The following is a 15569-nucleotide window of genomic DNA, read 5'->3' as shown; positions in this document are numbered from 1 at the left end:
CTACTGCTCGTTTTTGATGGCGTCGAGCGCCGGAATCTTCACGGCCTTATTGGCCGGTCCGAAACCCGCAAGCACGCCGACTGCGATCGAAAACACGGTTGCGGCCGCAAACAGCCACCACGGAATCACGGAGATTCTGCTGACGTCGTCACCGCCCATGATGGCCTTGATGACGTTCTCCCAACTGAATCCGTGCAATGCCACCAGATTGATGCCGAGCGAACCAAAAGCGGAAATCAGGCAGCCAATCACGCCACCGATCAGACCGATTGCACCGGCCTCGCACAAAAAGGTCACGCGAATGTCACGCACATAACAGCCAAGCGCCTTCATGATGCCGATTTCACGCGTTCGTTCCGATACCGACATGATCATCGTATTGGCGATGCCGATGGCGGCCACCAGGAACGAAACGCCGCCGATACCGCCCAGCGCCAACTGAATGCCCTGCGTCTGCTTCTCGATCTCCCTGCGCGTCTGCTCGAAGGACGAGGTCTGGTACCCCATTGACTTGATCTGGGCTTCGATACTCGGCACATCTTTGATGTTTTCCGCCCGTACCAGAATCTGATCGTAAGTGAAGTTGCGGGATACGTCCGTGACGCTGGTATTGGCCGCCTTGGCCATCAAGGCCTTCATATCGTCCATGGTCATGATCACACCGTTGCTCAACGCATCGTAACCGTTATCGCTCGACTTGATTACGCCTACCGGCGTGTATTCGTTGGAGATGGTCGGAGTCTGCTGGCCGGCATTGCCGTCCGTGTCGGATCCGCCCGAAGTCCCACTGCCGACCTTACGGTAATCGTCCGGACTTTGATAGTTCGCCCCCGTGATCAGCGTTATTTTCGTGGTGAGCACATCGAAGAACGGCTCCTCACCTTCGCTTTCCTGACATTCGCCGCTCGCATCGCAGACGTAGCCGCCCGGTGCGGTCCGCTGTATGTTCGCGCCGGACCGGTATTTGTCGAGAAAATTGTAGGCGGTGCCTTCGCCGACGAGCACTTCGCCGCTTCTTGACGGCAATCGGCCGCTTTTGAGCGTGTAGCCGGATGCCTCCAATTGCGACGTGTTGACACCCATGACCGACAGATACTGCGCCGCATACCGGTTGCCGACGCCTGCAGTGGCATCAGTGGTATATTGCAGGGTCTTTTCCGATAGCACGCCGCTCACGCCCGCAATATTGCGAAAGCTCTGCACGGCATCGTCGTTCAGCTTCGCCTCCGTCGAAGAACCGGCGGAGTTCACGGCATCGTCATATCCGCCCCCTCCTTGGGAGCCGCTGCCGGCGTATACGGTGATGACGTTGAGGCTGCCCATGCTTTTGAGCATCTGCTCGTTCCGTTCGTTGATGCCCTGTCCGATCGAGATCATGAGCACGATCGAACAGCAGCCGACGACCACGCCGAGCACCGTCAGAATCGTGCGCGACTTTCGTCGGAACAGATTCTGACTGCAGGTGTGCAGGATATCGGAAAATCTCATGCCTGCCCCTTGGCGGAATCGGCGGATGCGGGATCGGCAGGTGCAATCGTCTGCGTCGGCGCCTCGTCGGCCGCGGCGGAACCGGCGGAATCACCGGACGCCCAATCGTCCCAATCCTCGTCGATATCGTGCTTCTTGGCCTTCTTCCTGTGACGGCGGACCAACACGACGGTCAACACGATCGCCACGATGACGGCAAGGGCGACGAGCGCCCACACCCATGCCGGAACACCCTGCTGGTTCTGCCCATCATCAGGCGTCATCCCGTCGTTGATGTCAGGCTTGGCAGCTTCCTGCGCAGTGAACTTTACCGGGAATTCCTTGGTCTGCGACTGTCCGTCGGAGTCCTCGTAGGTCACGCGCAGTTTGGCCTCGGTCTCCGTCGCCTCGTTCGGCGTGAATGCGAAGCCTATGGATCCGGACGCTCCGGACGCCACGTTGCCGATGTACTGCGTGGCCTGGGTGCTGGTGATGCCGTCGCCTTCGATGGACGCCTCGACATTGGAAATGTCGCCCTTGCCCTTGTTCACGTATGCCATGGTGATGGTGGCTTCCTCACCGGCGTTGATGATGTCGGGGAGCACCGGATCGCTCAGTTGGAAACGGTCGGGCTGCGAGACCGGTACCGAAATCTTGATGTCGGAACTGTTGGAGCTGCGCACATTATTATCGACGTATTCGTATTTGAAGCTTACGGTAATGCCCTGGGCGCCGCTCTTCGCGCTGGACAATGCCTGCATCGGCACGCTCTGCGTGAGCGAATAGCCTGCCCACAGCGAATCGAAGTAGAAGGTGTTCGTGCCGCCGTTGATGGCGAAGCTTTCGCCGCCGTCAACGGTCACGACCATGTTCTGCACGGCCACCTTGCCCATGTTTTGGAAGGTGAAACCGAGATTGAAGCTGCTGCCTACCGATACGGAGCCATCGCCATAGGTGAAGTTGGTGATGATGATGTTCGGCACGGGGCCGGCAATCTGTTCGCTTCCGCCATCGCTGCCGTCAGAGCCTCCATTCGCCGGATTGACGGTGCCGTCCGATCCCGTGCCCGCGTCGGCATTGGTGTCGGCCAGTTGGCCGGCCGCGGCCCGTGCCGCCTCATATTCCGCACCTCCGGCCATGGCGAACGCATGAGGCACCATGCAGGTCAGCATGATGACCACTGCCGCCACCGTGGCGATCAGCAGGTTGACGAATCGAGTCTTGCGATTGGTGTTGGTCATGAAAAACGGTCCTTCTTCTCTGTATCTGTCTGCGTCATGCCCTGTTTCGGCCGTGATGCACGGGTCGGTCGTCGATGATGCGCCCGTCAAGTAACGTGACGATGCGGTCGGCGTATTGCGCCATGTTGTCGTCATGCGTGACGAGCACGATGGTCTGATTGAAATCGTGTGCGAACGCGCAGATCATATCCATCACGTCGGTTTTGGTCTTGGAGTCGAGATTGCCGGTCGGCTCGTCGGCGAATACGACCTCCGGTCGCGCCACGAAGGCTCTCGCTATGCCGACGCGCTGCTGCTGACCGCCCGACATCTGCGTCGGATAATGCCTCATGCGTTTGCCAAGGCCCACACGCCTGAGCATGGTTCTGGCGACCGCTTCGCGCTTCTGTTTGGGCACGCCCCGGAACATCAACGGCATCGCCACGTTTTCGATGGCATTGAGATTCGGCAGCAGATTGTAGGACTGGAACACGAAACCGAGGTGTTTCTGCCTGAATTCCGCCAATTGCCGTTCATCGAGGCGGGAGATCGGCACGCCACCGATGCGCACGCCGCCTTTCGTCGGTTTTTCCATGCCCGCCAGCTGATTGAGCAATGTTGACTTGCCGGAACCCGATTCGCCGTAGATGCAACAAATCTGACCACGTGGAATATTGAGATTGATGCGCTCCAGCGCCACGACGGTTTCGTCAAGCACCGGATATTCCTTGCGCAGGTTCCTCACCTCGATGATTGGTCTGACAACGGTGCCGGCAGATGCCGTTGCACCTGTTCGTTCAACCGATATCGGATGCAATGGTACGGTCCCTTCCACAAGCCTTCTTCGCCTTCCCCTTGAGGTTCTGGGGTTGAGTCTATACCTTTTTCATCATCCTTGCATCCCCTAGGGGAACACCATGACCCACCTGATTTCACCGGCTTATCGCCAAATTCGTCACCTCTCGTCGATATGACGGCCCCCTCGTTTCGTGCCAAGAACACACCGTTTCGTGCCAGAAGCCATTCACCCCGCAAATCACGAAAATAGAATGCAATCATCAGCTTTGGCATTCAAAAGAAGCCGCCGAAAGCCGAAGCTGATCATTAGAAAGGGGATCATCATGCGTCGTCGTTTCACTCAGGCCGAAGTGTATTATCTGAATACCCTGCCCGCGGTCGAGCGGGCCTCCGCCGACCGCATCACCTATTCGCACGACTTCCAGGTACGTTGCATGGCGCAGTATCTGCGGGGCAATGGCCCGACCAGCATCTTCGCCAGCGCCGGCCTCGATCCGAAGATCGTCGGCGGCAAACGCATCGAACGTGCCATCGCCCGCTGGAAGGCCGATCCGCAAATCATGCTCGAAGCACGGGATTTCGCCAATGCATCCGGCTCCGATCAGCACGATCTGCTGGTACTCACCCAATCCATGACCATTAAATGGCTGGAGAAGAAGGTCATCGATCTGCAAACCCGCATCAATGCCATCGAAACCGTCGGCAACACCGACACCGTGACGATGATGCCGGTACGACAACTGGTCGGAAGCGCCGCCTGACACGCATCCTTCCGCCCACCAATCAAACGTGCACCGCTGATATGCGGTGCACCCGAATATGACAAGCCCCTCCTTTCGGGTTTTCCGCACTCTCCGTCACCATTCATGCGGTTTCCACCGAAAGGAGGGGTTTCACCTACCGTGACAATACAGAAAGTGGCAGGCGAAAGCCTTCACATCACTTCGCTTCGCCGGCGGTGAGCATGGCCTTGGTGACCTGCTCATACAGATCCTGATAGCCGCCTGGCGTCGATGCCGGCAAGACCACGGTCTTGGTGTTGTCGGACTCGCTGAGCGAACGCATCACATCAAGATACTGGTTGAACAGCACCACGTTGTTCACGTCGTTGATGTTCATGCCGACGGCCTGCAGGCTCTTGATCTGATCGACGATGCCGTTGGCTATCTCACGACGGTAGTTGGCCTGGCCTTCGCCCTGCAGTCGAGTCTTCTCGGCTTCTGCGGCGGCTTGGGTCTCGATCTGGATGCGCTGGGCTTCGGCACGCTGACGGGTGGCTTCCTTCTCGCGCTGGGCCGCGTTGATGGAATCCATGGCGTTCTTGACCTGTGGGCTCGGATCGATGGCCGTAATCAGCGTCTTGACCACGGTGAAGCCAAAACGGGCCATTTCATTGCCGACGGTCTTCTGCACGTCAAAGGCCACGTCATCCTTACGGGCGAACGCATCGTCAAGGGTCAGCGCCGGAATGGCGGAGCGCAAGGCATCCTCCATGTAGGAGCGGAGCTGGCCCGCCGGATCGCGCAGCTCGTAGTAAGCAGTGGCCACGTTCTCCGGGTTCACACGGAACTGGGTGGAGGCCACGACGGTGACGAACACGTTGTCGAGCGTCTTGGTTTCCAGTTGCACGTTGAGTTGGTTGACACGCATGTTGGTTTTCATGGCGATGCGGTCGACGAACGGAATACGAATATGGATGCCGGCGAACTGCACCTTGTTGAACTTGCCGAACCGTTCGATGATGTAGGCCTGCTGCTGCGGCACGATGAATAGCGTGGACAGGAACAGGATGGCGATGATCACCGCAATGACAAGGAGAGCATATAGAAAGCTCATATCGTCACTTCCTCCTCTGGCTTCTCTTGATAGATCCAAGCGTCGCAACCATTGTGACGCCTAACCGTCAACCATATCAGCAGATTGCATTCGTTTGCATGGTTTGTCCGGAAGCGGAACCGCGATGCGCAAGCCGGCCAGTCGGTGCACCCCGCTACTGCAACCGCTCAACTTGTTCCATTGCCTGCATCACATCATCCGCGGTGATTCCAGGAACCGCCCGCGCAAAAGCCGCCTGTTCGCTGGATGCTAATTCAGCAACCTTACGCAGAACTGCATTATTCCACGAATCGACACCAATCTGAGCTAACGAATGGGGCAACCCCACCGCATCATAGAACGGAATCAAGGCACGAGCCTCGCTGCTTCGCCCCTCCGCGACAAGCTGAACCATGATGCCATATGCGACTTTCATCCCATGCACGACGGAAGCCGTCTGCGGCAACAAAGTGAGCGCATCATGCATGGAGTGGGCACCAGAGGCCCGTGCCTTGCACCCTCCAAAACCACCAACCGTCCCAGCCAGACCGATGTTCGTATCCACGACCAGCCGAAGATGCTCATTGGCTTCTCCTCTCCGCAGAGCTTTCAGAGCAAGTTCACTCTCTTTGAGCAATGTCTCACGAATCAGCAGTGCGGATTGTCGTGAAAGCCTGTCAAAGATGGCGAGCGAAGCGCCACTTTCGAACACGGGCCTAGACTCGTACCATTTGGCCAAAGTATCGCCTATGCCTCCGACCAGATATTCATATGGCCCGGTTGCGATCAAAGTTGCATCGACTAGAACTAAGTTGCTATTGCGGGAATGCAACGGTGCATCGACATAGCGATGCCGGTCATCATAATTGACGGACAGTGCCGAGTAGGCCGCGCAAGTGGCTGCCAACGTCGGCACCATTATCAAATCAATGCCGAGAATTTCAGCGACATTCTTCGCCGTATCGGAAAGTTTCCCGGCTCCGATGGCCACGATGGCATCCGCCTGCGACGTCCCGATGATTTGCGCCAACTCCTGTGCGTTACGTAGCGTGGCACTGCCATCATATCTGAACACCGGATATTCGGGGACTTCATCCGCATACTCGGCAAAGGCATTCCATGAATGTTCTCCGCTTACAATTACGGGATGCCGGTAATCAGACAGGTACCGACCAATGTCCTTGGCGACGCCCAACTCGCTGATGTAGCGATCCGGTCCGCTTCGTACATCATCATCATGAACATTTGAGCTCATCATAACCCCTATGCGTCATCCCGTTTCGACGATATCAGTACTGCGCACTGTCTTCAGGAGTCTTCTCCCCTGCCGTCACCGCGAACGGCAGATGATTCCTTCGAGAAGGAATCGGACACGTGCAATATGGCGAGAACGCACACGGATAGTTAAAGGCGTAGTTGAAATCGATGACATCAAGCGCATCGAGTTTCAATGGATCAAGATGCAGCACCCGCCCGATACCATAGGTTTCCTTGCCGGTCGTTTCATCTGAGAAAAACACCGTAACATGACCGAATACGTTCGAGACCACCAGCGAATGATGTCCACCGCCATAATCGAATTCCACGAAGCCCAATACCGGATAGGATTGCAGAACCGTCTTGACGACGGAATCATGAATATCCAATTCGTCATCATCTGCCCGGCGGAACGTCGCGGGGAATCGCCATCTGCGGTCAATCGGAAAATGTTCGATGCCTTTGAAGGCTTTACGACGTTCTGCATCGGGATCTTTCACACGGAGCCAGAACAGATGATTGTTCTGATCGTTAAGATTGGTTTGCGCATTGACTTCGATTCGAATATCACCATAATCGAGATAGCCCAACGCCTCCTCTCCAAAGGCTGTCGGCACAAAGACGAGTGGCTGTTCAACGAGCGTCTCCGCGTTATATACCTGTGCACGTTCTTCGGGAATGTAGACCAACACATCATTTTTAGACGACCAGGTTCCTGGGATGCCCTCTATGGTTTTGCTCTGACCATCATTGATCCAATTGATGGACGTCGGGGAGAGATATCCATGTGGCGAGGACAACTCCTCGACACGCTGCGCATGCCAGATATGCCACTGTTGGATATATGGATCCGCTTTATGTGCGTCTTGGGGAACGTTGTGATTCGTCATACCGGTTTTCCTTTCTAATCGCTCGACCGACCGCTCAGTACTTGAACACCGGTACCACGGCACCCTTGTAGTTCTTGGTGATGGCATTCGCCACGGCCTTGGTATGGTAGGCATCCACGATTTTTTTATAGGTGGCGTTGTCTTTCTGATCATCGCGAGCCACGATGATATTGATGTATGGCTTGAAACTCTTGTTGCCGGAATCAATCGGCGCCTGATAGAGGGCGTCATCCACGCTCATGCCGGCATCGATGATGAAGTTGGTGTTGGTGATGCCACCTGCGTAGTCCGGAAGCAGGTTGATGATGGCAGCGGCATCATTGAGTTCGATATCGATGCCGCTGGGATTCTCCGCGATGTCGTCAACGGTCGGATTCGCCTTGGTGTTGTCCTTCAGTTTAATCAAGCCTGCGGAATCCAAAACTTTCAATGCGCGGCCGGTATTCGTCGCATTGTTGGGGATGGCGATTTTGTCTCCGGTTTTGAAATCCTTCACGCTCTTGTATTTTTGGGAATAAAGATTCAACGGTGAAATGTAGGTCTCGCCAATTGCCGTGAGCTTATACCCCTTCTGTTCTTTCTCCTGATTAAGGAATGCATAGTGCTGGAATGCCGTCAAATCAAGCTCGCCATTCGCTTGAGCCTGATTGGCGTAGATGCCATCCTGAAAAGCCTTGGTCTGGATTGTGATACCGGAGTTCTCGTTGTCAAGCTCCTTCTGCACAGCCTCCCAGATGGCATCATCGGAATTGCCGACCACGCCAACCGTCACAACGGTGCCGCCACTGCTCTGTGCGTTGCGATATATCGAATATCCAACGATTCCTACAATCACGAATGCCAATGCGACCAGCACGGTGATCAGATTCCTTTTGGCTTTTGTTTTATTTGAAGTTGCCATGTTTCCCTTCCTTTTTTTGCCTTTGTTGTGCAATGTTGTGAAATCAGTGTTCGGTCAATGCAACCAACTGTCTGCCGACGAATTCGATCACGCCGATGAGCATGACCAAGACGATGATGGTCGCATAGGTGGCGTCAAGCATGTACCGTTGATAGCCATAACGGATGGCGAAATCGCCCAAACCGCCGCCTCCGACAATGCCGACGATTGCGGTGAGACCGATCAGGCTCACAATCGCGATGACGCTCACACGAATAATGGATGGAACGGACTCTCTGAGATAGATGCGATATACGATCTTCGACGTACTCATGCCCATGGATTCCGCCGCCTCGATGAGACCTGGATCAACTCCCGCAAGAGCGGATTGGATCTGTCTGGTGAAAAACGGCGTAATACCGACGACCAGTGGGAAAATCGCTCCTTTCGTTCCGATTGCCGTACCGACCAACGCCCTAGTGAACGGCACCAAAGCCGCCGCAAGAATGATGAACGGAATAGATCGGAACAGATTGATCAGTTTATCCAGAACATTGAAAACCACGGCCTGCTGAGCAAGACCGTCCCGCTGGGTCAGTGTCAGGCCCACGGCAAAAACAGTGGACAACATGAAGGAAAGCACTCCAGTGACCGCAACCATGATAAGCGTCTGAACGAAACTGTCGATGAATTCAGGCAGTCGATGGACCACATTGGGAAACCACTGAGCAAGGATGTTCATTGCGCCAGTACCTCGATTCCGATATTGCGACTCTTCAGATAGTCGATTGCAGCCTCAATATGGTCGGCGGGACCATCCAAAATCACCACCAGACCGCCCAACGGCGCATCGTCGATAATGTCGATGTCACCGAAAATGATGTTGACGTCGATATTAAATGAGCGAGAGATATGCGAGACGAGTGCTTCGGACACTTCCTTCGATATGTATTTCATACGTAGCAGCACCTGACCCGGATTGAGATCAACCAAGTTCGAGCCGTCCTCAAGCAGATCACTGATTTTTCCAAGGTTCGAAGTCGTCGCTACGAAAGCCTGCGTCAGAGGAGCCCTCGGATTGGCAAAGATATCGAATACCTTGCCTTCCTCCACAACGGTGCCGCGATCCATCACCGCGACGCGATTGCAAATCTGCTTGATCACCGACATCTGATGCGTGATGATGACAATCGTCAGCCCCAAAGTGTCATGTAGATGCTTGAGCAGTCTCAGAATGGACTTCGTAGTGTTGGGATCAAGTGCACTGGTGGCCTCATCACTGAGCAAGATGCTAGGATTGTTGGCCAATGCCCGTGCGATGGCAACGCGTTGCTTCTGACCACCAGATAGTTCGTTCGGATAATTATCGGCCTTTTCGGACAAATCCACTAGTTCAAGCAGTTCCTTGACACGGGATTCCCGCTCACCCTTACCAAGACCTGAATCGAGCAATGCCAGCTCAACGTTACCCGCCACCGTTCTGGAAGGCATGAGATTGAATGATTGGAAAATCATGCCGATGGAGCGGCGTACCGCCCTGAGGTCTTTTTTGGACAGATCTGTGATTTCGTGTCCATCAACGACCATGGAGCCGCCATCATATCGTTCCAGGCCATTAATGCACCGTACCAGTGTGGATTTTCCGGCACCACTCAATCCTATGATGCCGTAAATGTCTCTCTTGGTGATATTCAGGTTCACATCATGCAAAGCCACCTTCTCACCATCTTCGGTGCGGTATATTTTTTTGAGATTCCTTATCGTCACCAGATTTCGCTGATACGATATTGTCGTTTCATCCGTCATATCCATTCCTTACGGTTTCGTGACAATTCACAGCCATGTTCAGTAAGCGAGGCGAAGTACCGCTATGACATCATTCCGGTCGAGCGGTGAATAATTGCCGACTGTTTTGCTTCCATTAAGAGTCAATCGATCGGCCACATGTTCAATGGAGCTCTCCGCAATCCCCAGTTCATGCAGGCTCGTGGCAAGTCCAAAAGCCTTGAAATGCTCTTCGATTCGATTGGCGAAGTAGTTGGCAAGCTGTTCCTCGTCATTGTCGTAGGGATCGGCATCGAATACCCGAACGGCGAGCTGGGCATACCTCTTCGGTTGGCGTCGAGCCACATAGCGGATGATCGATGGCAGAATTGCCGAAATTCCCTCGCCATGAATAACATCAAACTCACCACCCAGCTCATGTTCGATCCGGTGAGTGGTCCAGTCATTCTCCGAACCTGTGGCCAGAAAGCAATGATTGAACATGGTTGCTGACAGCCAATGCAGTTCGGTGCGATTCTTCAAATCCTGAGGATCCTCCACGAATCGCCTGCCTGCCACCAGTGCCGCCTTCAGGCCCCCTTCGAGTAATCTGTCCTCGGATTCCAAATGATCTTTCGCTGTGAAATACGGTTCTAGGAAGCCAACTGCGAGATCCGCTACCGCAGCCGCCTGATATCGATAAGGGGCGGTACGGGAATACTCCGGATTGACTATGGCGAATTTCGGAATCACAATACGGTTCTCTAAGGCGCGTTTGTCATGTCCTTGTTGAAGCACCGCGCAATCCGATACCTCGGAACCGCTCCCGGGAATCGTGGAAATCACGCCGACCGAAACACTGCTCTGTGGTTCGGCAACTCCAGTGAATAAATCCCAGACGTCCCCATCGTACTCAAGACCAACACCCACCGCCTTGGCCGTATCGAACGAACTTGCGCCGCCTACCGCCAAGATGAAGTCGACATCTGCCGCCCGAGCCTGATCAATCAGATTCCGAACCAGGTCGATATGCGGGTTTGGCACAACGTCGCCATTCTCAATCAGATTCGCCCCTATGTTGCGTGCAGCCTGATTGATGACATCATGGATGCCGAGGTCGAATACATAATCACCGCTGTATATCAGCAAAATGGAGGTTGCCGCATTCTCTCGCAATAATGCCTCCAATTGATTTTGGGAACCAACGCCAAAAACCAATTTGCTTTGCGTATAGTAGATAAAAGACATAATACATTTCCTTTTATATTCTCAAAAAAATTAATTATTGTTTGCACTAAACCACAGTAAAGCACATAAAAGCGTGCTCCACGCGACTTGCGATATATGTATAATCTATAGCTTTCCGACTACGCAAAGAATAATATTATCTTAATAAAGAATCATCAATATTATTAATAACATCACACTAGATTAATGCTTTAACGGTATTCGCTTCCTTACTTATCAGCAAAATACACCAAGCACTATCTTGTAAATGCCAGCAATACAGCCACGCCGATGTTAACTATTTACAGGCATATGGGCAAAGAGACAACCAACAAATCCAAAACCCGTCCCATCAGGGTATCGACTCGACCGACCCGGAAGCATGAGATGAGCCGATTCGCAACTTCGATGTCATTGCCGTCAATCGATGATCCGCCAATACGGCAAAATCAGAAACGTTTGGCAAGCTGCCTTTCGCATATCCCCTGCAGCCAAGTCAATACCGTACAAAACGCCAGATAGATAAGACCGACTTCGCAATACAGCACCAAAGGCTCATACGTAGTCGCGACGATACGCTGCGCGGCCATGAACATCTCGGCCACTGTGATGTTTGCAGCAAGCGAGGTGTCCTTCACCAACGAGATGAAAGTGTTGAACAATGCGGGGAATGCAGATTTGAACGCCTGAGGCAACACGATAAGCCGCATGATGGTCAGATAATTCAAGTTAGTGGTCAGGCCGGCTTCAATCTGACCCTTAGGCACTGCAAGGATAGCCCCGCGCAACGTCTCCGAAGCATAAGCGCCAACGTTGAGAGAGAACGCGATGATCGCAGACGGGAAAGCAGGAACGACAATGCCCACCGATGGCAAACCAAAGAAAATCACGAACAATTGAACCAACAGGGGAGTTCCTCGGAACACCCACACATAGAATTGGGCAATCCGTTGAATTACCGGCACTTTCGCCACACGGACAAGCGCAACCGCAATGGCCAACGCCAATCCGACGACAAAAGATATGAGAGTCAACGGGATGGTCACCGTCAACCCCGGAATCAACAATTTGTCAAAGGAGTCAACAACGACTCCCCAAAGCCTGCCGTCCATGATTCCTCCTGTCTCTACATCACATTCCACGGCGGCCACGAATCATGGTCCCGCAACCACCGTGAAATCACGAATACGGATTTACTTGACAGAGACATCCTCACCGAAGTACTTAACGGAAAGCTTCTCCAAGACACCCTTCTTCCGTAGCTTGGCAAGAGCATCATTGACGGCTTTCACCAGATCGTCCTCACCCTTACGAATGGGGAAGGCCGCAGCAGGACTGACTTCGGACTTTGCGGAAATCTGAACTTCCGCATCCGGCTTTTGCTTAAGATAGTCAAGAACCGCCAACTTGTCATTGAGCGTCACCTCTGCACGACCAGATGTGATGGCATCAACGGCTTGGGCGAAATCATTGACGGACACGATATTGGCGCCATTTTCCTGGGCGGTCTGGTTCCAGTTGCTGGTTTTGGTTTCGGCTGCGTTCTTACCTTTGATATCAGCGAAGGTCTTGATGTCATCATTTCCCTTTTTCGTCACCGCAACACCCTGCGAATAGGTGTAGAGATCAGTGAAATCATATTTCTGTTTGCGCTCATCACTCGGCGCCACCTGATCCGCTACGGTATCAAACTTCTTTGCATCCACTCCAGCAAGAAGAGAGTCCCAATTGGCTTCTACGAACTTGGCCTTAACGCCAAGTTCCTTGGCAACGGCCGTTGCAACTTCAACGTCGTAACCAGTCAGCTTATCATCAGCATCATGATAGGAAAATGGAGCATATGTGCCTTCTGTTCCGAAAACAATTTCTCCATTCTCCTTAATTTGATCAAGCTCACCGACTGATGAGGAATTATTAGATGAACCACATGCACCAAAACCGATAATCGAGATTGCTGCAATTGTCACAGTCACAAATTTCTTCCACACTGAACTATTCCTAGACATTATTTCCTACTTCCAATGATTACCATTCAGTCAATTTCACTAAAAATTACAAGCAGATGATGTTTGCGATTCCCCGGATTCCACTAAGATAATGTCTCCAGATTTCTAGCTATAAATTAAACTAGAATCGTGTATCGAAGCCAGAAACCGCGCAGTACGCACTTCAGTCGGGTGATTGAAGATTCGTTCCGGACTACCCTGCTCCACGATTTTGCCGCTTTCGAAGAACACGACATGATCAGATGCATTACGAGCGAAACGCATCTCATGCGTAACCATAAGCATGGTCATTCCGGAATCAACCAAAGACCTGATAACGGCAAGCACTCCGCCCACCATTTCCGGATCCAAAGCAGACGTAGGTTCATCCAACACCAACAGCTCCGGCTCCAAGGCGATCGCCCTAGCTATGGCGATACGCTGCTGCTGGCCTCCGGACAACCTGCTCGGATATCTGTCGGCAAAATCAGCCATTCCCACCCGTTCAAGCTCATCAAGCGCAGTACGTTCAGCCTCCTTGCGGCTCTGTCCCTTGACATGCATCAAGCCAAGCGCAACATTATCTAAAGCGGTTCTATTCAGAAAAAGGTTGTAATTCTGGAACACGAATCCAATCTTCGAACGAACCGAAAAGATATCCTTAGGCCTGGCACTGGCCAAAGAAACAATGCCTTGACCGAAGTCAATCGTCCCATCATCGGCAGACTCCAGATAGTCAATCACACGCAATAGCGTCGATTTTCCAGACCCGCTCGGCCCGATGATTGAAACGACGTTGCCCTGCGGAATATCCAAATCGATGCCATTAAGTACCGCTTGCGTCCCGAACGATTTTCGTACGCCTCGAATCTTTATCATGCTTACACCTCAATCGTCACGTGATAGCTGACTCTCAGACCAGCGCACTCTCGTCAAGCGGTTTCTCCCTCGCAATCAAACAAGCTTCTGCAGCCTTCTCAAATGCCTGAGCCAGATCTTCCGTCAAATCACGAGCATCTTCAATGCCGATGGATAGGCGAATCAGCTCATCAGTGATGCCGACTTTTAAACGCTCGTCACGCGGAAGTTCGAAATGCGTCATACGGCACGGTAGTTCGGCGAGACTCTCAACAGCGCCCAAGGAAACCGCCAAACGGAATAGCCTCAGGTTGTTCAACACGTCAGATGGGTCGATTCCCTTGACAACCTCAAAGCTCAGGACGCCACCGGCGCCACGAAGCCCCTTAGCAACCAGATTCTCACCATCAGTGAGTCCTGGATAATAGACGTTCCTCACTAGCGGATGGTTCAACAAGTACTTCGCCACCGAAATCGCGTTCTCCTGCTGCCGTTCCAATCGCAACGCTAACGTCTGAATGCCCCGACGCACCGAATCACACTCCGTCGGAGCGAGCACTCCACCAAGACGATTTTGTGCAAAGTATACACGCTGTCCAAGCCGATCATCCTTCGTCACGACCAAACCCGCAATCACATCGGAATGTCCGGCCAAGTACTTCGTAGCCGAATGCAGTACGATGTCCGCCCCGAGATCAAGCGGATTCTGCAGATACGGCGTAACGAACGTATTATCGACGATTACTATCGCCCCGTAACGATGTGCGATTTCAGCAATCGCATACACATCGTTCACCTTCAGCAAGGGATTGGTGATGGTTTCAAAGTAGATTGCCTTTGCCGGAAATCTACCATTTGCATCATGTCCTGCGACGGCCCGCTCGACATCTGTCAGATTGCAGGTGTCGACGGAATCAACGAGAAGACCCCAGCGGTTGAAGTGTTCGTTCAACTGCGAATATGACCCGCCATATACATTATCTCCAGCGATGATACGGTCGCCGGGCTGGAAGATCGACAACACCGCATGGATGGCGGCAAGGCCGGAACCAAAAGCGAAACCACGTGTGCCATGCTCAAGTTGCGCGATCTGCTTTTCTAGGAACTCGCGGGTTGGATTGCCACTGCGCGCATAATCCCAACGGGGCATGGACTCGACCGATTCGAAAGCATAGGTGGACGAGTTGTAGATCGGCGGGTTCACGGCTCCGGTGTTGTTGTCGTTGACCGGTAGTCCGTGGACAAGCTGAGTATTGAATCTGGCCATGATGCGCACCCCCTCGGGTTCAATCAGGCCGCATATCTTTCATGCGGCGACATTCGTCATTGAACACCATCGAAAACCGTGAAACACGGCTCTTCTTATAGTCTCTGCTTATGGTCTTTTGACGCTCCCGCGCGACCTCGG

The 15569-nt window shown here is 53.2% G+C and carries 15 protein-coding genes; 1 reads left to right on the top strand and 14 read right to left on the bottom strand.

The window, feature by feature from the left end; genetic code table 11:
* From HMPREF1494_RS02490 to HMPREF1494_RS02480, 3 genes are read right to left on the bottom strand one after another with little or no spacing between them, the layout of a single operon-like run.
* Positions 1-1488: an ABC transporter permease gene (locus HMPREF1494_RS02490; RefSeq protein WP_034519147.1), complete on the bottom strand. Its 1488-nt coding sequence runs from the start codon at positions 1486-1488 to the stop codon at positions 1-3.
* On the bottom strand, positions 1485-2708 hold the full coding sequence (locus HMPREF1494_RS02485) for a COG1361 S-layer family protein (RefSeq protein WP_003836885.1): 1224 nt from the start codon (positions 2706-2708) through the stop codon (positions 1485-1487). Before HMPREF1494_RS02485 ends, HMPREF1494_RS02490 begins: the two co-directional genes overlap by 4 nt.
* 34 nt (positions 2709-2742) lie before the next feature.
* On the bottom strand, positions 2743-3432 hold the full coding sequence (locus HMPREF1494_RS02480; protein ID WP_003836887.1) for an ABC transporter ATP-binding protein: 690 nt from the start codon (positions 3430-3432) through the stop codon (positions 2743-2745).
* Between the two features lie 376 nt (positions 3433-3808).
* Here HMPREF1494_RS02480 and HMPREF1494_RS02475 point away from each other — a divergent pair, with 376 nt between their 5' ends.
* Entirely contained in the window at positions 3809-4246 is a 438-nt protein-coding gene (locus HMPREF1494_RS02475; protein WP_034519145.1) for a hypothetical protein, read from the top strand.
* A gap of 178 nt (positions 4247-4424) precedes the next feature.
* Here HMPREF1494_RS02475 and HMPREF1494_RS02470 read toward each other — a convergent pair whose 3' ends face one another.
* The 11 genes from HMPREF1494_RS02470 to HMPREF1494_RS02420 form a co-directional block, all read right to left on the bottom strand.
* Entirely contained in the window at positions 4425-5321 is an 897-nt protein-coding gene (locus HMPREF1494_RS02470) for an SPFH domain-containing protein (protein WP_034519143.1), read from the bottom strand.
* Positions 5322-5475: 154 nt separating this feature from the next.
* Complete coding sequence (locus tag HMPREF1494_RS02465; RefSeq protein ID WP_012901992.1) at positions 5476-6558, bottom strand: iron-containing alcohol dehydrogenase family protein; 1083 nt, start codon at positions 6556-6558, stop codon at positions 5476-5478.
* Between the two features lie 31 nt (positions 6559-6589).
* Positions 6590-7447 carry a DUF1684 domain-containing protein gene (locus HMPREF1494_RS02460; protein WP_034519140.1) on the bottom strand — a complete coding sequence of 286 codons (858 nt, stop codon included), beginning with the start codon at positions 7445-7447 and terminating at the stop codon, positions 6590-6592.
* 34 nt (positions 7448-7481) lie between these two features.
* Positions 7482-8348: a MetQ/NlpA family ABC transporter substrate-binding protein gene (locus tag HMPREF1494_RS02455; RefSeq protein WP_034519138.1), complete on the bottom strand. Its 867-nt coding sequence runs from the start codon at positions 8346-8348 to the stop codon at positions 7482-7484.
* Positions 8349-8391: 43 nt separating this feature from the next.
* Entirely contained in the window at positions 8392-9069 is a 678-nt protein-coding gene (locus tag HMPREF1494_RS02450; RefSeq protein WP_003836900.1) for a methionine ABC transporter permease, read from the bottom strand.
* Positions 9066-10133, bottom strand: a complete 1068-nt coding sequence (locus HMPREF1494_RS02445) for a methionine ABC transporter ATP-binding protein (protein WP_126622061.1) — start codon at positions 10131-10133, stop codon at positions 9066-9068. The genes HMPREF1494_RS02450 and HMPREF1494_RS02445 overlap by 4 nt, the downstream gene beginning before the upstream one ends.
* A 39-nt stretch (positions 10134-10172) precedes the next feature.
* Positions 10173-11339 carry an iron-containing alcohol dehydrogenase gene (locus tag HMPREF1494_RS02440; RefSeq protein WP_051404695.1) on the bottom strand — a complete coding sequence of 389 codons (1167 nt, stop codon included), beginning with the start codon at positions 11337-11339 and terminating at the stop codon, positions 10173-10175.
* Positions 11340-11767: 428 nt separating this feature from the next.
* Positions 11768-12430: an amino acid ABC transporter permease gene (locus HMPREF1494_RS02435; protein WP_034519133.1), complete on the bottom strand. Its 663-nt coding sequence runs from the start codon at positions 12428-12430 to the stop codon at positions 11768-11770.
* A gap of 81 nt (positions 12431-12511) precedes the next feature.
* On the bottom strand, positions 12512-13306 hold the full coding sequence (locus tag HMPREF1494_RS02430) for a transporter substrate-binding domain-containing protein (protein WP_231495294.1): 795 nt from the start codon (positions 13304-13306) through the stop codon (positions 12512-12514).
* A 123-nt stretch (positions 13307-13429) separates the two neighbouring features.
* The gene (locus tag HMPREF1494_RS02425; protein ID WP_034519131.1) at positions 13430-14182 is read right to left on the bottom strand and encodes an amino acid ABC transporter ATP-binding protein; all 753 of its coding nucleotides are present in this window, start codon (positions 14180-14182) and stop codon (positions 13430-13432) included.
* Positions 14183-14216: 34 nt separating this feature from the next.
* The gene (locus tag HMPREF1494_RS02420) at positions 14217-15428 is read right to left on the bottom strand and encodes a trans-sulfuration enzyme family protein (RefSeq protein WP_003836911.1); all 1212 of its coding nucleotides are present in this window, start codon (positions 15426-15428) and stop codon (positions 14217-14219) included.
* Positions 15429-15569: the final 141 nt, after the last annotated feature.

It is taken from the genome of Bifidobacterium sp. MSTE12, assembly GCF_000513015.1.
GTDB lineage: Bacteria > Actinomycetota > Actinomycetes > Actinomycetales > Bifidobacteriaceae > Bifidobacterium > Bifidobacterium dentium.
This window is presented reverse-complemented; position numbering and strand designations above follow the sequence as displayed.